19 protein-coding genes and 2 pseudogenes are annotated in these 17,713 nt (G+C 68.2%); 5 read left to right on the top strand and 16 right to left on the bottom strand.

Annotated elements, in window-relative coordinates; translation table 11 throughout:
- Positions 1–519, bottom strand: a pseudogene (locus ON22_RS16145) (protein translocase subunit SecD); the annotation flags it as partial.
- A gap of 133 nt (positions 520–652) precedes the next feature.
- Positions 653–1,051: a preprotein translocase subunit YajC gene (gene yajC, locus ON22_RS16150; protein WP_033241565.1), complete on the bottom strand. Its 399-nt coding sequence runs from the start codon at positions 1,049–1,051 to the stop codon at positions 653–655.
- A gap of 187 nt (positions 1,052–1,238) precedes the next feature.
- Here yajC and ON22_RS16155 point away from each other — a divergent pair, with 187 nt between their 5' ends.
- Positions 1,239–1,484, top strand: a complete 246-nt coding sequence (locus tag ON22_RS16155) for a DivIVA domain-containing protein (RefSeq protein WP_033241564.1) — start codon at positions 1,239–1,241, stop codon at positions 1,482–1,484.
- 417 nt (positions 1,485–1,901) lie between these two features.
- On the opposite strand, the gene ruvB is transcribed toward ON22_RS16155, so the two are convergent.
- From ruvB to ON22_RS16175, 4 genes are all read right to left on the bottom strand, one after another.
- Complete coding sequence (gene ruvB / locus ON22_RS16160; RefSeq protein WP_033241563.1) at positions 1,902–2,993, bottom strand: Holliday junction branch migration DNA helicase RuvB; 1,092 nt, start codon at positions 2,991–2,993, stop codon at positions 1,902–1,904.
- 164 nt (positions 2,994–3,157) lie between these two features.
- On the bottom strand, positions 3,158–3,754 hold the full coding sequence (ruvA, locus tag ON22_RS16165; RefSeq protein WP_033241562.1) for a Holliday junction branch migration protein RuvA: 597 nt from the start codon (positions 3,752–3,754) through the stop codon (positions 3,158–3,160).
- Positions 3,751–4,320: a crossover junction endodeoxyribonuclease RuvC gene (gene ruvC / locus ON22_RS16170; protein WP_033242297.1), complete on the bottom strand. Its 570-nt coding sequence runs from the start codon at positions 4,318–4,320 to the stop codon at positions 3,751–3,753. The genes ruvA and ruvC overlap by 4 nt, the downstream gene beginning before the upstream one ends.
- 110 nt (positions 4,321–4,430) lie before the next feature.
- On the bottom strand, positions 4,431–4,958 hold the full coding sequence (locus tag ON22_RS16175) for an O-acetyl-ADP-ribose deacetylase (protein ID WP_033241561.1): 528 nt from the start codon (positions 4,956–4,958) through the stop codon (positions 4,431–4,433).
- A gap of 113 nt (positions 4,959–5,071) precedes the next feature.
- Here ON22_RS16175 and ON22_RS16180 point away from each other — a divergent pair, with 113 nt between their 5' ends.
- The gene (locus ON22_RS16180; protein WP_051157697.1) at positions 5,072–5,464 is read left to right on the top strand and encodes a metalloregulator ArsR/SmtB family transcription factor; all 393 of its coding nucleotides are present in this window, start codon (positions 5,072–5,074) and stop codon (positions 5,462–5,464) included.
- Positions 5,461–6,024, top strand: coding sequence for an SRPBCC domain-containing protein (locus ON22_RS16185; RefSeq protein WP_255218537.1), 564 nt, complete (start codon positions 5,461–5,463; stop codon positions 6,022–6,024). Before ON22_RS16180 ends, ON22_RS16185 begins: the two co-directional genes overlap by 4 nt.
- A gap of 286 nt (positions 6,025–6,310) precedes the next feature.
- Here ON22_RS16185 and ON22_RS16190 read toward each other — a convergent pair whose 3' ends face one another.
- From ON22_RS16190 to ON22_RS16200, 3 genes are all read right to left on the bottom strand, one after another.
- Positions 6,311–7,063, bottom strand: coding sequence for a YebC/PmpR family DNA-binding transcriptional regulator (locus tag ON22_RS16190; protein WP_033241560.1), 753 nt, complete (start codon positions 7,061–7,063; stop codon positions 6,311–6,313).
- Between the two features lie 102 nt (positions 7,064–7,165).
- Positions 7,166–7,777 carry a pyridoxal 5'-phosphate synthase glutaminase subunit PdxT gene (gene pdxT / locus ON22_RS16195; RefSeq protein ID WP_033242295.1) on the bottom strand — a complete coding sequence of 204 codons (612 nt, stop codon included), beginning with the start codon at positions 7,775–7,777 and terminating at the stop codon, positions 7,166–7,168.
- Between the two features lie 108 nt (positions 7,778–7,885).
- Entirely contained in the window at positions 7,886–8,704 is an 819-nt protein-coding gene (locus ON22_RS16200; RefSeq protein ID WP_033241559.1) for an acyl-CoA thioesterase, read from the bottom strand.
- 95 nt (positions 8,705–8,799) lie between these two features.
- Between ON22_RS16200 and ON22_RS16205 the strand changes: the two genes are divergently transcribed.
- Both ON22_RS16205 and ON22_RS38545 read left to right on the top strand, forming a co-directional pair.
- Positions 8,800–9,411: a nucleoside/nucleotide kinase family protein gene (locus ON22_RS16205; protein ID WP_033241558.1), complete on the top strand. Its 612-nt coding sequence runs from the start codon at positions 8,800–8,802 to the stop codon at positions 9,409–9,411.
- 5 nt (positions 9,412–9,416) lie between these two features.
- Positions 9,417–9,509 (top strand): annotated as a pseudogene (locus ON22_RS38545) (hypothetical protein); the annotation flags it as partial.
- A gap of 179 nt (positions 9,510–9,688) precedes the next feature.
- Here the strand turns inward: ON22_RS38545 and pdxS are convergent.
- The 7 genes from pdxS to thrS all read right to left on the bottom strand — a co-directional run bounded on the left by pdxS (position 9,689) and on the right by thrS (position 17,564).
- The gene (gene pdxS / locus ON22_RS16210; RefSeq protein ID WP_033242294.1) at positions 9,689–10,609 is read right to left on the bottom strand and encodes a pyridoxal 5'-phosphate synthase lyase subunit PdxS; all 921 of its coding nucleotides are present in this window, start codon (positions 10,607–10,609) and stop codon (positions 9,689–9,691) included.
- Between the two features lie 410 nt (positions 10,610–11,019).
- A complete protein-coding gene (locus ON22_RS16215) occupies positions 11,020–12,078 on the bottom strand; it encodes an NUDIX hydrolase (RefSeq protein ID WP_033242293.1) in 1,059 nt (352 codons plus the stop codon).
- Positions 12,078–13,202, bottom strand: a complete 1,125-nt coding sequence (locus ON22_RS16220) for a glycosyltransferase family 4 protein (protein WP_033241557.1) — start codon at positions 13,200–13,202, stop codon at positions 12,078–12,080. The genes ON22_RS16215 and ON22_RS16220 overlap by 1 nt, the downstream gene beginning before the upstream one ends.
- A complete protein-coding gene (locus ON22_RS16225) occupies positions 13,199–14,170 on the bottom strand; it encodes a phosphatidylinositol mannoside acyltransferase (RefSeq protein ID WP_051157698.1) in 972 nt (323 codons plus the stop codon). The genes ON22_RS16220 and ON22_RS16225 overlap by 4 nt, the downstream gene beginning before the upstream one ends.
- Positions 14,167–14,835, bottom strand: a complete 669-nt coding sequence (gene pgsA, locus ON22_RS16230) for a phosphatidylinositol phosphate synthase (protein ID WP_033241556.1) — start codon at positions 14,833–14,835, stop codon at positions 14,167–14,169. The genes ON22_RS16225 and pgsA overlap by 4 nt, the downstream gene beginning before the upstream one ends.
- A gap of 20 nt (positions 14,836–14,855) precedes the next feature.
- On the bottom strand, positions 14,856–15,455 hold the full coding sequence (locus tag ON22_RS16235) for an ATP adenylyltransferase (RefSeq protein ID WP_051157699.1): 600 nt from the start codon (positions 15,453–15,455) through the stop codon (positions 14,856–14,858).
- Between the two features lie 36 nt (positions 15,456–15,491).
- Positions 15,492–17,564, bottom strand: a complete 2,073-nt coding sequence (thrS, locus tag ON22_RS16240; RefSeq protein ID WP_033242290.1) for a threonine--tRNA ligase — start codon at positions 17,562–17,564, stop codon at positions 15,492–15,494.
- Positions 17,565–17,713: the final 149 nt, after the last annotated feature.

The raw sequence follows: 17,713 nt of genomic DNA on the forward strand, positions 1-17,713 counted from the left end.
CGGCTGCTCGGGCACGGCCGGTGCGCCGGCTCCGTCGCCGACGGGCGGTACCTCCGGGGCCGGAGCGGGCGCGGGAGCCTGGGGAACGGCCGGCGCGGTGGGCTGGCCGGGCGCCTGCTGGGCCTGGGGGCTGCCGGGCGCCGGGACCGCCTGGAGTACCGGGCGGATATAGAGCTTGGCGGTCGTCGCCAGCGTACGGGCCTGCTGACTGTCGTCACCGGGAACGGTGATCACGAGGTTGTCGCCGTCGATCACGACCTCGGAACCGGAAACACCGAGGCCGTTCACGCGGTTCTCGATGATCTCCTGGGCCTTGGTCAGGCTGTCCTGGCTGGGCCGGTTACCGTCCGGTGTCCGGGCGGTCAGCGTGACCCTGGTACCGCCCTGTAGGTCGATGCCGAGTTTGGGCGCCGGTGATTTGTCACCGGTGAAGAACACCAGCGCGTAGATCGCGGCCACCAGCACGCCGAAAAGGGCGAGCCAGCGGAGTTGATGCGCCGATCCCTGGGACGGTGGCACAGGTCGTCATCTCCTAGGCGGAAGTTCTGGGTGGAACGGCCGGCCGATACGGGCGCGCCCGCGTCGATCGGCTGGGCACACGCCGAGGCCACCGGTCGCCCGGGTATCCGGTCCGGTGGCCGGGCCGTGGAATTCAGTCCTTGGTCAGCCGGGTCTCGGTCTGCTTCGGGGTTTCCTCCGCGACGGACGCAGCGGATTCGACCGGGGGCGCGGAATCGGCCGTCACGGCGGCATCGTCGCCGGCGGCATCGGCAGCGGTGGCCTCGTCGGTGGCCTCGTCATCGCTGCGCACATCCCGGACCGCCAGCCGCAACCATGTGGTCACGACATCCTCGGCGATCTCCAGATCGACGGTGGTGTCGTCGACCTCGACCACGGTCCCGAGCAGGCCCGAGGTGGTGGTGACACGGTCACCGACCTTCAGGCTGTCCTGCATCTGGGTGACCTTGTCGGCCTCTTTCTTCTGGCGGCGCATACCGAGGAACATCGGCACGAGCAGCGCAACCAGTATGAGCGGAAACAGGAAATCCATGGTCGAAGTCAGTTCCTGATCTGGTGGGAGAGGGACAGGTACGCACACAGTCTGCCAGTTCCTCGGCGGGGCGCCACACCCGCACGCCGGAAAAGTGGGATCCGGCCGCGGCCGGCCCATGCGGTGAGTGCAACCACGATCCCGGCGAACCAACTGCCGGGCAACCGGTTACGGACATAATCGTGGCATGACGCCCGAGGATGTGCACCACATCACGTTCACGACCGCGCCGTGGGGCCGCCGCGGCTATCGGATGGACGATGTCGACGATCTGCTCGACCATATCGCTGCGGTGCTGGCCGGGCGGGCCCCCCTCAGCGCCGAACGACTCCGGGGCGGGCTCCGGCCGGGCGGTACCTGGCTGAACCGTGGTTACGATCCCGACGAGGTGGACGCTTTCCTGCTACGGGTCCGGGCCGAACTCGGAGTCTGAACTGCCGCATCGGCCGGCGGTCAGCCCGCCCTGCGCCGCCGTCGCCGCCCCTCGGTGGTCCGATATCGAACCGGTGCGGTCTGCCGGATTCGGCGAGCCCGTCGCGTAGGCCGAGAGGGTGCCGGTCGGCAGAGCATGCAGCCGTCCCCCCGGTGGCGGGCCAAGCGTAAAGCGACAGAGCGGCGAGGGTGCACATCGTGTCGGGCCCGGTGCCGCCACGGCAACGAACCGCCTGTGCACCCAGCCCCCGCGCGGCGGTAGCCCTGCTCCCCGGGCCGCCTGTAGCGTCGCAGCCCGGCCGCCGATCGTCACGCGCACCACGCTCGCGGTATCCGCCGCGTCCGCGGCTTCGCTGCATCCGACGGCGCCCCACGTGCCGGTGACCCGCCGCGGCGATCGGCGGAGTGCTACCGGTGGTTACCGGTCGAAGAGGTCGAGTGTGGGCTGGGGTTCGCGACCGCGGACCTCGAGTGCGCCGAACGTGAGATCCGGCGGGGGTGTCAACCCGAGATGGGACCAGGCCGCTGCGGTGGCGACCCGGCCGCGCGGCGTCCGCGCCACCATCCCGGCCCGCACCAGGAACGGTTCGCATACCTCCTCGACGGTGGTGGCCTCCTCCCCGACCGCGACCGCCAGCGTGGACACACCGACCGGTCCCCCGCCGAAACCGCGGACCAGGGCGCTCAGCACCGCCCGGTCCAGCCGGTCCAGGCCGAGCACATCCACGTCGTAGACCTCCAGCGCGGCCCGGGCCACCGCGAGGGTGATCCAGCCGTCGGCGCGCACCTCGGCATAATCGCGAACCCGGCGCAGCAGCCGGTTGGCGATACGCGGCGTACCGCGGGACCGTCCGGCGATCTCCGCCGCGGCGTCGGGGTCGATATCCACCCCGAGGATCTGCGCGGACCGTTGCACGATGAGCAGCAGTTCGTCCGGTTCGTAGAAATCCATATGCCCGGTGAAACCGAACCGGTCGCGCAGCGGCCCGGTCAGTGCACCGGACCGGGTGGTGGCCCCGACCAGGGTGAACGGCGCGATCTCCAGCGGTATCGACGTCGCGCCGGGACCTTTGCCGACCACCACGTCGACCCGGAAATCCTCCATCGCCAGATACAGCATCTCCTCCGCCGGCCGCGCCATCCGGTGGATCTCGTCGATGAACAGCACATCCCCGGCCACCAGATTGCTGAGCATGGCGGCCAGATCTCCGGCCCGCTCCAGTGCCGGGCCGGAGGTGATCCGCAGCGCGGTGCCGAGTTCGCCCGCGATGATCATGGCCAGGCTGGTTTTACCGAGGCCGGGTGGGCCGGACAGCAGGATATGGTCCGGGGTGCCGCCGCGCGCCCGGGCGCCGCGGAGTACCAGCGACAGTTGTTCCCGCACCCGTGGCTGGCCGATGAAACCGTCCAGCGAGGTGGGCCGCAGTCCCGTTTCGATATCGCCGTCCGAGGGCAGGTAGCCGGCGCTGACCGGAGAATCCTCCGCTCCCGGGGAGTTGTCGTAATCCATGACTGCCTAACGATTCTCGCCGTGCAGAGCGGGCATTCGCGAAGGCCGGCGGTGGCGACGCTTCGCGACCACCGCCGTGCCCGGCGCGCTCACGTCGTATCCCCCGGACAGGCTCGGGGGCCGTCGGTGGCGACGTTTCGCTGTCTTCGCGGGGCCCGGCGCGCTCATGCCAGCATCCCGAGCGCGGCACGCAGCGCGGTCGAGTTGTCCGCGTCCGGTTGTTCGGCGAGGACCGCGTCGATCGCCGGCTCGGCTTGTTTCACCGGGAAACCGAGGCCGATCAGGGCCTCCACCACCTGTTCGCGCACCGGGGTGCGGACCGGGGCCGGCGCGATGCCCGGTGAATCCGCCGGGACCGGCACCAGGTTCACCTTGTCCCGCAGCTCCACGACCATCCGCTCGGCTCCGCGCTTCCCGATTCCGGGCACCCGGGTGAGTGCCGCGATATCACCGGCGGCCAGCGCCTTACGCAAAGTTTCGGGCTCGAGGACCGCCAGAACTGCCATGGCCAGGCGCGGGCCCACCCCGGATACGGTCTGCAGCAGGCCGAACAGATCACGAGCTTCGGTATCGGCGAACCCGTAGAGGGTCATCGAATCCTCGCGCACGATCAACGCGGTGTGCAGCCGGGCCTCTTCGCCGCGGGTGAGGGCCGCCAAAGTGGCCGGAGTGGCATTGAGCTGGTAGCCCACCCCGCCGGATTCGAGCACCACGTGATCGAGGGCGAGTTCGACAACCTCGCCGCGAATGGACGCGATCACCCGCGCACCGCCTTCCGCTGCTGTTCCAGTCGTTGGGTGTACTGCCGGCGGGCCCGTTCGGCCTGGGCCTCGGCAGCCGCCATCCGCTCGATCAGCGGCGCCCGCCAGCAATGGCAGATGGCGAGCGCCAGCGCGTCGGCGGCATCGGCGGGCTTCGGCGGCTCGGCGAGCCCGAGGATCCGGGTGACCATGGCGGTCACCTGCTTCTTGTCCGCCCCGCCGTGACCGGTCACGGCGGCCTTCACCTCACTGGGAGTATGGAACATCACCGGGATATCGCGGCGCGCGGCTGCCAGCGCGATCACTCCGCCCGCCTGCGCAGTCCCCATGGCGGTACGCACATTGTGCTGGGCGAAGACCCGCTCGATGGCCACCACCTCCGGCCGATGGGTCCGCATCCAGTCCTCGGCGGCGTCCGCGATCCGCAGCAGCCGCTGGGCCAGGTCCATTTCGGCCGGGGTCCGCACCACGTCCACGGCGAGGGCGCGCACGGTACGACCCGATCCCCCTTCGACCATGCTGATCCCGCACCGGGTGAGCCCGGGGTCGACGCCCATCACCCGCACCCGCACAACCTTTCCCAGAACGAACAGTTGTTCGAAGTCTAGTGCAGCGCGGGATTTCCGGACGACAGTGACACGGGCCCCCGCCTCCCCACCGGCGGCCCCCGGTGGGGTCAGCGAGCCAACTGACCGGAGAAGGCATCGTATGCTGCGGCGTCGAACAGCACGAAGCGCACTTCCTCGATCGCGGCAGGGCTCTCCTCTCGGACAGTGCCGACCGCGATACGCGCCGCGTCGTCCATGGGCCAGCGGTAGGCGCCGGTGGAGATCGCCGGAAACGCCACACTTCTGGCTCCCAGTTCCACGGCGACCCGCAGCGATTCGCGGTAACACGACGCCAGCAGCGGTGCCAGCTGCGCCGCGCGGTCCCCGCGGGCCGACCACACCGGGCCGACGGTGTGGATGACCCAGCGCGCCGGCAGTTCACCGGCTGTCGTTGCCACGGCCTGTCCGGTGGGTAGGCCGCGCGGGTACTCGGTCGCCCGTAGTTGCCGGCATTCGGCGAGAATCGCGGGCCCGCCGCGGCGGTGGATGGCACCGTCCACGCCGCCACCACCCAGCAGTTCGGAGTTCGCGGCATTGACCACCGCGTCGACCTGCTGTTCGGTGATATCTCCGCGTACGACCGTCACAGCCACCATGCCGTCATTGTGCAACCGCGGCCGGTATCCGGCCGGCGCGGCACACGCACCCTCATCCGATCGATACCTCGAAGGTCTGGACAGATGCGTAACTAGATGGTTACGCTTTTGCTGTGGACGAGGCAGCCGCGGCAATCGCCGACCCGATCCGGCGCGAGATCTTGACGATGCTGCGCGGTACCCGCCTCACGGCCGGCGCGATTGCCGCACAGTTCCCGATAAGCCGGCCGGCGATCAGCCGCCACCTGCGAGTGCTCCGCGACAGCGGACTCGTGCACGACGATCTGGTGGGCCGGCAACGGTACTACTCCCTGGACGCGGCGCCATTGCGGGAACTGCGCTCCTGGATCGACACACTCGACCGGCCCACCGGCTGGGAACACCGCCTGGACGCACTGACCACCGAGGTCTACCGGGCCCGCCGGGAGCACCGCGCCGAACAAGAAATGCCCGGTCGGCAGACCGCAGAACCCGATACACCCGAACACAAGGAGAATTCCGCATGACCCTCCGACCGAGCGGACGCCTGCAGAAAACACCGGACGGACAGGATCTGATCCTCACCCGCACCTACCGCGCCCCCATCACCGATGTGTGGGCAAGTATCACCGAATCCGAACGCACCGCCCGCTGGTTCGGACCGTGGAAAGGCGAAGCGGGGCCGGGCCGGACCATCCAGGTCCAGCTGGCCTACGAAGAAGAACAGCCGTGGGCCGACTTCACGATCGACGCCTGCACTCCGCCGCACCACCTCTCCCTGCGCACCGTCGACGAACACGGCAGCTGGCATCTCGAGGCCGCGCTGACCGAACGCGACGGGCAGACGGCTGGTGTTCACCCACCATCTGACAGCGCCGGAGATCGCCGGCGAAGCCGGCCCCGGCTGGGAGTACTACCTGGATATGCTCGGCAGCGCACTCATCGGCGCGGACCTTCCCGAATTCGGCGACTACTACCCCGCCATGCGGGACTACTACGTGAACGCGAGCCCGGCATGACCGGATCGCCTGTTCGCACGCGAAGTGCGCACAACGCCGCCCCGCTCTGCACGCTGCCCCGGTCTTGACGACCCAGAAAGCGTGCACGCACGAGGCTTCGGCCGGTACGGCGGAATCACCCGGAGCAGGAACCGGCCTCGGCTGCCGCCGGCACGAACACGACGATCGTGAGCGGAGACAACAGCCGACCGGCTGCCGAGGAGACCGGCCGAAGACCCTCGGCTCACGACCGAACACGAACCCGGCTGCGGTCCGACCCCGCGAGCCGGTTCGTGTAGCCGCTCAGCCCGGGCACGCTCTACCGCTGTGAACCCGAGGGCGGCCATGAGCCGAGGCTGAACCGATCGCCCCGGATCAGTCGTCCAGTTCGGCGAGGACCTCGTCGGAGAGGTCGACATTGGTGTACACGTTCTGGACATCGTCGCTGTCCTCGAGCGCGTCGACCAGTTTGAACACCTTGCGGGCACCTTCGACGTCCACCGCGACGCTCACCGACGGCTGGAAGCCGGATTCGGCGGAGTCGTAGTCGATACCGGCCGACTGCAGGGCCGAACGCACCGCGATCAGATCGCCGGGCTCGCTGATGATCTCGAACGATTCACCGAGGTCGTTGACCTCTTCGGCACCGGCATCGAGCACCGCCATCAGCACATCGTCCTCGGAGAGACCGTTCTTCTCCAGCGTGACGAGGCCCTTGCGGTGGAACAGATACGCCACCGAACCCGGATCGGCCATATTGCCGCCGTTGCGGGTCATCGCCACCCGGACCTCGCCCGCCGCCCGGTTCCGGTTGTCGGTGAGACATTCGATCAGGACCGCGACACCATTGGGGCCGTAGCCCTCGTACATGATGGTCTGCCAGTCGGCGCCGCCGGCTTCTTCACCGCCGCCACGTTTGCGTGCCCGCTCGATGTTGTCGTTGGGAACCGAGGATTTCTTCGCCTTCTGGATGGCGTCGAACAGAGTCGGGTTGCCTTCCGGATCGCCGCCACCGGTGCGGGCCGCCACCTCGATGTTCTTGATCAGCTTGGCGAACAGCTTGCCGCGCTTCGCATCGATCGCCGCCTTTTTGTGCTTGGTGGTGGCCCATTTGGAGTGGCCGCTCATTCCCTACTTCCTTCAGGTCGATGGCTGGTCTGCTGGTTCACGCTACCGGCTGGCCGGGCGGACAATTCCGTCACCCTACTCGCACGGCGGCCGGTGAGCAGCTCAGCGGTCGCGAACCAGATCGACGAACAGCCGGTGCACGCGATGGTCGCCGGTGACCTCGGGATGGAACGAGGTGGCCAGCACAGCGCCCTGGCGTACCGCCACGATCCGGCCGGCGGCAGGCCCGCTGGGCACTCGGGCCAGCACTTCGACCTCGTCACCGGCCCGTTCCACCCACGGCGCCCGGATGAACACCGCCCGCATCGGACCGCCGTCCACCCCGGCGAACTCGAGATCGGTTTCGAACGAATCGACCTGCCGGCCGAAAGCATTGCGGCGCACGGTCATATCGATACCGGACAGGTGCTGGGCATCGGGGCGGGTATCGAGTACCTCGTCGGCCAGCAGGATCATGCCGGCACACGACCCGAACGCGGGCATACCGTCGCGCAGCCGTTCCCGCACTGGTTCGAGCAGTTCGAATACCTGCAGCAGTTTGCTGATCGTGGTCGATTCCCCGCCCGGCAGTACCAGCGCGTCGACCGCGGCGAGCTCGGCCGGACGGCGCACCAGTACCGGATCGGCGCCGCACAGGTCCAGCGCCGCGACGTGCTCGCGGACATCGCCCTGCAGCGCCAGCACGCCGATGGTGGGCCGGTCGGTGGACGCCACGACATCGACATCCGGCCGGCTGTCCCGGGAAACCGCAGTATCGTTCACTCGTGCCAGCTTACGAGGCGGGCCGGTGTGCGCGTGGTCACGCCGAGCTCTGACCGGTGTTCACTTCCGCAGGTTGCGGATCAGCCCTTCCTGAACCACCGCGGCGACCAGCCGGCCGCTGCGATCGAAGATCTTCCCGCCGGTCAGCGCCCGGCCGAAACCGGCCGACGGCGAGGACTGGTCGTACAGCAGCCAATCGTCGGTGCGGAACGGGCGCAGGAACCACATGGCGTGATCCAGCGAGGCGTTCTGTGTGGGTTCGTCGGGATGCGTGACCTTCGACGAACCGAGCAGCGTCATATCGCTCATATAGGCGAGCGTGCACACATGGAACAGCGGATCGTCGGGCAGTGGATGCCGGTACCGGAACCACACCTGCTGCGGTGACACCACACCGGGGCGCTGGGTCACCTGCTCCTGCGGGACCGGCCGGATATCCCAGTGCTCCCATTCCCGCATCGCCCACAGGCGCTCGGGATCCATGGAGGTCTCGGCGTCGGGGAGATCGTCGGGCGGTGCCACATCGGCCATCTCGTCTTGGTGCGAAGGACCCTCGTCACCGATATGGAAGGACGCGGACATGGTGAATATCGCGTCCCCGTCCTGGACACCGGTGACCCGGCGGGTGCAGAAGGAACGGCCGTCCCGGATTCGGTCCACCATGTAGACCGTGGGTGCTTCCGGGTTTCCGGGACGGAGAAAGTAGCCGTGTAGCGAATGCACCTGGAACCGCGGCTCCACCGTGCGCACCGCCGAGACCAGCGCCTGACCCGCCACCTGCCCGCCGAAGGTGCGGGGGAGCTGGGTCTTGGGGAACGCGCCGCGAAAGATATCGCGTTCGAGGCGTTCGAGCTCCAATGCCTCTTCGATAGTCGCCATTCGCTGAGATTAGCCCGAAGAGCCTTATTTCCCATGATTCACCGGCGGGTAATCCCGGTCACCGCCCGCACCGCCGGACCTGCTCTGATGAACCGATGCCGCGTTTCACCCCGATCACTCAGGACGCGCTCGCCGAGCAGGTCGCCCGGCGGTTACGCGATACCGGCGGGCAACTGGTCGCGGTCGACGGCGCCGATGCCGCGCACCCGGTTGCGTTCGCCCGGCTGACTGCCGGTCGCCTCCGCGCCGACGGCGTTCCCGCCGAAACGGTTTCGCTGCACGATTTCGTCCGGCCCGCCTCGCTGCGCATGGAATTCGGCCGGGACGACATCGCCTACCGGACCGGCTGGTTCGACTATGCGGCGCTGCGGCGGGAAGTCCTCGACCCGTTGCGCACGGAGAGGCAGTGGCTGCCCGCGCTCTGGGACGAAGCGGCCGACCGCTCCGCCCGCGCGGTCCGCCGCCGCGCTCGCCCGGGCACCGTGGTGTTCGTCGCGGGCCCGATGCTGCTGGGCCGCGACCTCCCTTTCGACCTCACTGTCCGGCTCGATCTCAGCCCGGCCGCGCTCAGCCGCGGCACACCGGCAGCGGATGTATGGACCGTCCCCGCACTCCTGGCCCACGACCGCGAACACCCCGACCCTCCGGACTATTTCGTCCGCTGGGACCACCCGGACCGTCCGGCCCTGCGCACAAGCTCCAGCTGAGCGAAATGGTGTCGGCGTTCTTCGGGTTCGACAAAGCCGTGTTCGGCAAGAACACCGGAAACCTCGATCTCGCCACGCGTGAGCTGATCGCGGTCGGGGTCGCGGTGACCACGCAATGCCCGTTCTGCATATCGCCGAAGCGGTCATGGTCGCCGCCGCCCTGCACGCCGGCGGCGGCATCACCCACAGATGGAAGGCGATGAAGAGCATCGCCGAGAACGAGTAGGCCACGCCCTCACGCCGGAATCCCGAGGCGAGGGCATGACAGCGCGACCCGCTACCAGCCGCGTTCGGCCAGCCGGTGCGGCTGGGCGATGTCCTCCACGTTGATACCGACCATCGCCTCGCCGAGACCGCGGGAGACCTTGGCCAGCACATCGGGGTCGTCGTAGAAGGTGGTGGCCTTCACGATGGCGCTCGCGCGCTGTTCGGGGTTGCCGGATTTGAAGATGCCCGAGCCCACGAACACACCCTCGGCGCCGAGCTGCATCATCATCGCGGCATCGGCGGGGGTGGCGATACCGCCCGCGGTGAACAGCACCACCGGCAGCTTCCCGGTTTCGGCGACTTCGCGAACCAGCTCGTAGGGCGCCTGCAGTTCCTTGGCGGCGACGTAGAGTTCGTCGGCCGGCAGCGCGCCCAACCGGGCGATCTGCTGGCGGATCTGACGCATATGAGTGGTCGCGTTGGAGACATCGCCGGTACCGGCCTCGCCCTTGGAGCGGATCATGGCCGCACCCTCGGTGATCCGGCGCAGCGCCTCACCGAGGTTGGTGGCACCGCAGACGAACGGCACGGTGAACTGCCATTTGTCGATGTGATTGGCGTAATCGGCGGGGGTGAGGACCTCGGATTCGTCGATGTAATCGACCCCGAGGCTCTGCAGGACCTGCGCCTCGACGAAATGCCCGATCCGGGCCTTGGCCATCACCGGGATGGATACGGCCTCGATGATCCCGTCGATCATGTCGGGATCGCTCATCCGGGAGACGCCGCCCTGGGCACGGATATCGGCGGGCACCCGTTCGAGCGCCATCACCGCGACGGCGCCGGCGTCCTCGGCGATCTTGGCCTGGTCCGGGGTGACCACATCCATGATCACCCCGCCCTTGAGCATCTCGGCCATACCGCGCTTCACCCGGGCGGTACCGGCCTCGCGGGTCGCTTCGGTGGTCTGGGCGGTCTCGGGCGTGGTCACGGCAGCTCCTGTGTCCGGTGCAGGGAAATCGTCGATGAACACCACGATTCTAGGGGCGCCCCGAAACGGCCTTCATATCCAGTTTGCGCGCACTGGACTGATCACGACCTGCTGTTATGCGCACCACCCGGAAAACTGGACCGGATAAAACACCGCCGGGCCGGTGCGACACCGGCCCGGCGGGGCATGGAAAACCGACTCAGATCGGGTTGACCACCAGCAGCTTCGCCCAGTACTCAGCGGCGCTGGGTCCGAGAATCGGCAACAGGTAATCGAACAGGATGTAGGACACTTCTTCACCTCCACACACCGAATCGACACAACCTCGGTGCGTCAAACTGCGCTGACGTTATCACGCCGAGTGAAACCCGTCACAGTACTGCGTGCGCGCGGGTCCGGGAGTGTCCGGGTCAACGGATGGAGCGGACTTCCGGGTCGGTATCCGCATCGGCGGCCCGAGCGGCTTCGGGAAGCAACTCGTCGAGGTGGTACGGGTACACCGTTTCCCCGGCGGCGTCCAGGGCCCGGATATCGGCCGGACCGCACCAGCGGCTGCCGGTGATCGAACGCTGTTCGACATAGGTCAGGTCGGTGGCTTCGGGCGCGAACTCGGTGACCCGCAGGGCGAAGAAGAGTTCTTCGGAGCGGATCAGGTCGCCGTTGAACGGGAAGACCGCCACCCTGCGCCACAGGGGGCCGCGGAGAGCGGCCGGATCGGCCGTGTAGCCGGTTTCCTCGTGGAGTTCGCGGACCGCCGCCGCCCGCAGGCTCTCCCCCGGTTCCACACCGCCGCCGACGGTGAACCAGAACGACACCTCCGGGAGCATCGGGTCGTGGCCGCGCATGAGCAGGATCCGGTCCTGCTCATCCAGGATCGCGACCCGCGCCGAGACCCGGGTGGTGTCGACGTCCAGGCCGGTCGCGGCCGCCGGGGTGGCACGTTCCGCGATCTCGAAGTAGGTGGGCATCGGCGCGGTACCGCCCAGGCGCAGCCAGCGCACCGGACGGCGTGTGCGCAGTGCCAGGGTGTCGCGGACGGCGTCGTTGTGGAACCGGCGGGCTATCAGCACGCGGGCTTCGGCGTCGGCGAGTTCGGCGACCTGCTGAGGGGGCAGCCCGGCGATATCCACGGCCGACAGGGTGACGGCCAGCTGGTTCTCCACCGCTTCGCGGTCGTCACGTCCGGTGCGTTCGGCCCGGTCGGCGAGGACGGTCAGACGGCGGGCGAGTTCGGCGGGTTTCGGGTCTGCGCCGGGGTCGGGCAGGGCGGGACCGGACAGCGAGACCGCGACCGCGCGCGCCACCACGGCCCGGCGCGCCAGTGCCCCGTCGAGCGCGTGCCAGGCGAGATCGGTGCGCACATGGAGCCGGTCCAGGCGGTTCGCCGTGGAGTAGGCCCAGACACCCAGCGCCACGACGAGCCCGGCGATCAGCGCGAGAACCAGGACGGTGGTCGCGGAGAAGGTGATCATTCGGCCACCCGGACCCGCAGATCGCCGACCACCACGGTTTCGTAGACCCGCAGGATCTGTTCGGCCACCACCGGCCAGTCGTAGGACCCGACCACCTGGGTCGCGGTACGCACCAGATCCGCCCGGCGGGAATCGTCGGTGAGCAGCTCGTCGAGCGCACCGGCCAGCGCGGTGGAATCACCGGTCGGAATCAGCACACCGGCCGTACCGTCGCGCAGGACTCGCCGGAACGCGTCCAGTTCGCTGGCGATCACCGCGGTCCCGGCAGCCATGGCCTCGATCAGGATGATGCCGAAACTCTCCCCGCCCAGGTTCGGCGCCACGTAGACATCCGCGCTCCGCATGGCCGAAGCCTTCTCGGTATCGGTCACCTGTCCGAGAAAGCGCAGATGCCGGGCCAGCGGTCCGGCCTCCCGGCGCAGCCGGGCCTCGTCACCGCGGCCCACGACGAGGATCTCGACATCGGGGTGGCGGGCGACCAGGGCCGGTAGTGCGCCCAGCAGAACCTGCATTCCCTTGCGGGGTTCGTCGTAGCGACCGAGGAACAGGACGGTCCGCCCGGGTCGCGGATAACCGGGCAGCAGCGGTGCCCGGCTGAATGCCTGCACATCGACGCCGTTCGGGATCTCCACCGCATCCGAGCCGAGCGCCTCGACCTGCCAGCGCCGGGCCAGTTCCGAAACCGCGATCCGCCCACTGATTTTCTCGTGATACGGCCGCAGTACACCCTGGAAGGTGGCGAGTAACAGCGATTTCGTGGTGGAGGTGTGGAAGGTGGCCACGATGGGCCCCTCGGCCACCTTCAGGGCCAGCATCGACAGGCTCGGCGCGTTCGGTTCGTGGATATGCAACACATCGAAATCGTTGCCCTCGATCCATTTCCGGATCCGCGTATATGCCGTGGGCCCGAACGACAACCGGGCCACCGACCCGTTGTACGGGATGGCGACGGCACGTCCGGCCGACACCACGAAATCGGGAAGCTCGGTACTGTCCGACGCGGGCGCCAGCACGCTCACCTTGTGCCCGCGCTCCCGGAAAACCTGCGCCAGTTCCACCACATGCGCCTGGACGCCCCCCGGAACATCGAACGAATAGGGGCAGACCATGCCGATCTTCATCGGGCGAAATCTTCCTCGGAGCCGACCGGCCTGCTACCGCGCCGCGCCTGTTCGGCGGCGATCCGGTCCAGCCGCACCTCGGACAGATCCGTTTCCCACAGCGGCTGCAACATATGCCAGTCGGCAGGGTGGTCGGCGATGCCGGCGGCGAAACAATCGGCCAGCGCCTGGGTCGCGGCGTCGACGCCACCGGATACATCGAGTGGTTCCTGTGTGCGCACCATCCAGCCTTCGCGGCCGGTGTCGTCGACGGTGAACCAGACGTGCACCGGCATCAGCGCGGCACCGGTTTCGATCGCGAGTTTCGCTGCCCCCGCGGGCATCCAGGTGCGTTCGCCGAAGAAGGTCACCGGGACCCCGCGCCCGGTCAGGTCGCGCTCCCCCATCAGGCACACCACTTTGTTCGCGCGGAGTCGTTCGGCCAGCGCGCCGAACGGGGGTTGTTCGCCGCCGGTCAGCGGGAACACCTCGAATCCGAGGCTTTCCCGGTAGGCGACGAAGCGCTCGAACAACGATTCCGGTTTCAGCCGTTCGGCGACGGTGGTGAAGGTTCCGTAGTTCTGCACCAGCCAGGTCCCGGCCATATCCCAGTTCCCCGAATGCGGCAGGACGAACACCACACCCCGGCCGCGGGCCAGCGCGGCATCGAGATGCTCGAGGCCCTCGACGACGACCCGGCCGGATTCCACCAGATCCCGGTGATCCATGGCCGGTAACCGGAACGCTTCCCGCCAGTACCGGGCATAGGAACGCATACTCGCCCGGACGAGTTCGCCGGGCACCGCTTCGGGCGTGGTCCCGAGCACGCGGGCGAGATTGCGCCGCAACTGCGCGGGCCCGCCGTTACGAGCCGCGAAATCGGCGCCGCGGTCGAACACTGTGCGCGCTACGGATTCGGGCAGGGCCCGCACCAGGCGCCAGCCGGCGGCATACCCGCGGTCACTCAGATTTGCCCGCCACCCGCTCACGACGGCTGCTCCGTTCCCGAATTAGATGCGCCCAGGATCTCGCGGGCACCCGGCGAATTACGCACCGCCAGCACCCGCTGGGCCACGGTGACGATACTGAGCACGGCCAGAATCCACATGGCCACATGTACCGCCCAGGTCAGCCATTCGATCCCCCAGTAGCCGCCGATACCGGTCAGCCCGGCCCCGACGAGCACGATCACCAGGCGGTCCGGCCGCTCGATGAGCCCGCCGTCGGCGGACAGGCCACTGGCCTCGGCACGCGCCTTCGCATAGGAAATGACCTGCGAGGTCACCAGCACCACCAGGGTGGCGACGAACAGCGGTTTGCTCTGCTCGTGGTACACCGCCCACCAGGCCAGACCCCCGAAGATCGCGCCGTCGGCCACCCGATCGCAGGTGGCGTCGAGGACGGCGCCGTAGCGGGTACCGCCGCCACGCGCCCGGGCCATCGCGCCATCGAGCATGTCGAACATGACGAACAGCCAGATCACCATGGTCCCCCAGAACAGGTGCCCGGTGGGGAACAGCGTGACAGCGGCCGCGATCGACGCAGCGGTGCCGATCAGCGTGACGGCGTCCGGGGTCAGCCCGGTACTCACCAGCGCCTTCCCCAGCGGCGCGGTGGCCTTGGCGAAGGTCGCCCGCCCGAAGATGCTCAGCACCTACGCCCCCAGCTGTTCATCTACGCCTCCGCCCAGGCCGCGGCCAGCAAGGCCCGGGTTTCGCGGAGCAATTGCGGCATAACCTTCGCTCCACCGATCACGGTGATGAAATTGGCGTCCCCACCCCAGCGGGGCACGATGTGCTGATGCAGGTGGTCGGCGAGCGAACCACCGGCGACCCCGCCCAGGTTGAGCCCCACATTGAAACCGTGCGGCCGCGACACCTTCTTCATCGTCCGGATGGCGCGCTGGGTGAACTCCATCAGCTCCGCGGCCTCGGCGGCGGTGAGATCCTCGAGATTCGCCACCCGCCGATACGGCACCACCATCATGTGCCCGGGGTTGTAGGGGTACAGGTTCAGCACCGCGTACACCTGTTCACCGCGGGCCACGACCAGCCCGTCCTCATCGGACATCGTGGGGATATCGGTGAAGGGATGACCGGTCGCGCCCTTGGGCGCCGACGTGGCGGCCTCCGCGATATAGGACATCCGGTACGGCGTCCACAACCGCTGCAACCGGTCCGGTTCGCCCGCACCGCGGTCCACGATCTCCTCGGCCCGCTCGGCCGCAGCGGTTTCCGATCCGGTCAGACCGTCCGGCACCGTGCGCTCACTCATAATCCATACCCTTTCCCCGCCCGGGCGGACCCGGTATCACTCGGGCGCACCGCCCGCACCGTCCACCAGTGGACGTACCGATTCCGCGGTGGGTGAGGTGTTGTCCCGGCGATGCACCCAGTCCACGACCAGTCGTACCGCATCGGCCACCGGCACCCCGTTGACCTGGGTTCCGTCGCGGAACCGGAAGCTCACCGCATCCGCTTCCACATCCCGCGCGCCGGCCAGCAGCATGAACGGCACCTTTTGCGCGGTGTGGTTGAAGATCTTCTTCTGCATCCGGTCGTCACCGCGGTCCACCTCCGCGCGGACACCGGCCGACCGCAGCTGCGCGACCACACCGTCGAGATGTTCGACGAAGGTATCGGCGACCGGGATCCCGACCACCTGCGCCGGCGCCAGCCAGGCCGGGAACGCGCCCGCGTAGTGCTCGGTGAGTACACCGAAGAAGCGTTCGATCGACCCGAACAGCGCGCGGTGGATCATCACCGGCTGCTTCTTGGTGCCGTCGGAGGCGGTGTATTCGAGGTCGAACAAGCCGGGTTCGAAGAAGTCGAGCTGGATGGTCGACATCTGCCAGTTGCGGCCCAGCGCATCCCGGGTCTGCACCGAGATCTTCGGGCCGTAGAACGCGGCGCCGCCCGGATCGGGGACGAGTTCCAGCCCGGAGGCCTCACCGACCTGGCGCAGGGTCGCGGTGGCCTCGTCCCACAGCTCGTCGGAGCCGACGTACTTCTCCGGGTCCTTGGTGGACAGTTCCAGGTAGAAATCGTCGAGGCCGTAGGCCTTCAGCAGGTCGAGCACGAACCGCAGGGTGCCGGTCAGTTCCTCGACGACCTGTTCCTGGGTGCAGTAGATATGTGCATCGTCCTGGGTGAAGCCGCGGGCCCGGGTCAGGCCGTGCACCACACCGGACTTTTCGTACCGGTACACCGAACCGAATTCGAACAACCGCAGCGGCAGTTCCCGATACGACCGGCCCCGCGACCGGTAGATCAGGTTGTGCATCGGGCAGTTCATCGGTTTGAGGTAGTAGTCCTGGCCCGGTTTCCGGACGGTGCCGTCCTCGTTCAGCTCGGCGTCCAGATGCATGGGCGGGTACATGCCCTCGGCGTACCACTCGAGGTGCTTGGAGGTCTCGAACAGATGCGCCTTGGTGATATGCGGGGTGTTGACGAACTCGTAGCCCGCTTCGACATGCTGCCGCCGCGAGTAGTCCTCCATCTCCTTGCGGATGATGCCGCCCTTCGGATGGAACACCGGCAGGCCCGAACCCAGCTCGTCGGGGAACGAGAAAAGATCCAGTTCCGCACCGAGTTTGCGGTGATCGCGCTTCTCGGCCTCGGCGAGCAGGGTCAGGTATTCGTCCTGCGCCTCCGCCGATTCCCAGGCGGTGCCGTAGATGCGCTGCAGGCCTTCACGGTTCTGGTCGCCGCGCCAGTAGGCGGCGGAACTGCGGGTCAGTTTGAAGGCCGGAATGAACTTGGTGGTGGGGATATGCGGACCGCGGCACAGATCGCCCCAGATACGTTCGCCGCTGCGCGGGTCGAGATTGTCGTAGATGGTCAGCTCGTTACCGCCGACCTCCATGATCTCCGGATCGTCGATCCCGGATTTGTCCCCGATCAGTTCGAGTTTGAACGGCTCCTTCGCCAGTTCGATACGCGCCTGATCCACCTCGACCACACGCCGGGAGAAGCGCTGCGCACCCTTGACGATCTTCTTCATCCGGGTCTCCAGCTTCGCCAGATCCTCGGGAGTGAAGGGGCGGTCGACCCGGAAGTCGTAGTAGAAGCCGTCCTTGATGGGCGGTCCGATGCCCAGCACCGCCTCGGGGAACTCCCGCTGCACCGCCTGGGCGAGCACATGCGCGGCCGAATGCCGGATCACACTGCGGCCGTCTTCGGTATTCGCGGCGACCGGGACGACTTCGGTATCGAGTTCCGGAGCCCAGGACAGATCCTTCAGATCACCCGCGGCATCCCGGACGACCACCACGGACTCCGGGCCCTTGGTCGGCAAACCCGCCTCGCGAACCGCGGCGCCCGCCGTAGTCCCGGCCGGCACCCGGACGGGGGTGACTGGGCTGCGGGGGGCTGTGGTGGTCACGGTGGCGCTCTCCTCGGGTTTCCGCGGCCGGATCCGCTCCGGCTCGCTCGGCTTCGGACGGACCGCCATTCCCGGCTACCCGGTGCGGTGACGGCTCGTCCGTCGATCGGTAGCCGGGGCAGTGCCCGGCCGCGACCATGCTATCGGGA

Origin of the sequence: Nocardia carnea NBRC 14403 (assembly GCF_000308515.1) — a bacterium.
Classification (GTDB): Bacteria; Actinomycetota; Actinomycetes; order Mycobacteriales; family Mycobacteriaceae; genus Nocardia; species Nocardia carnea.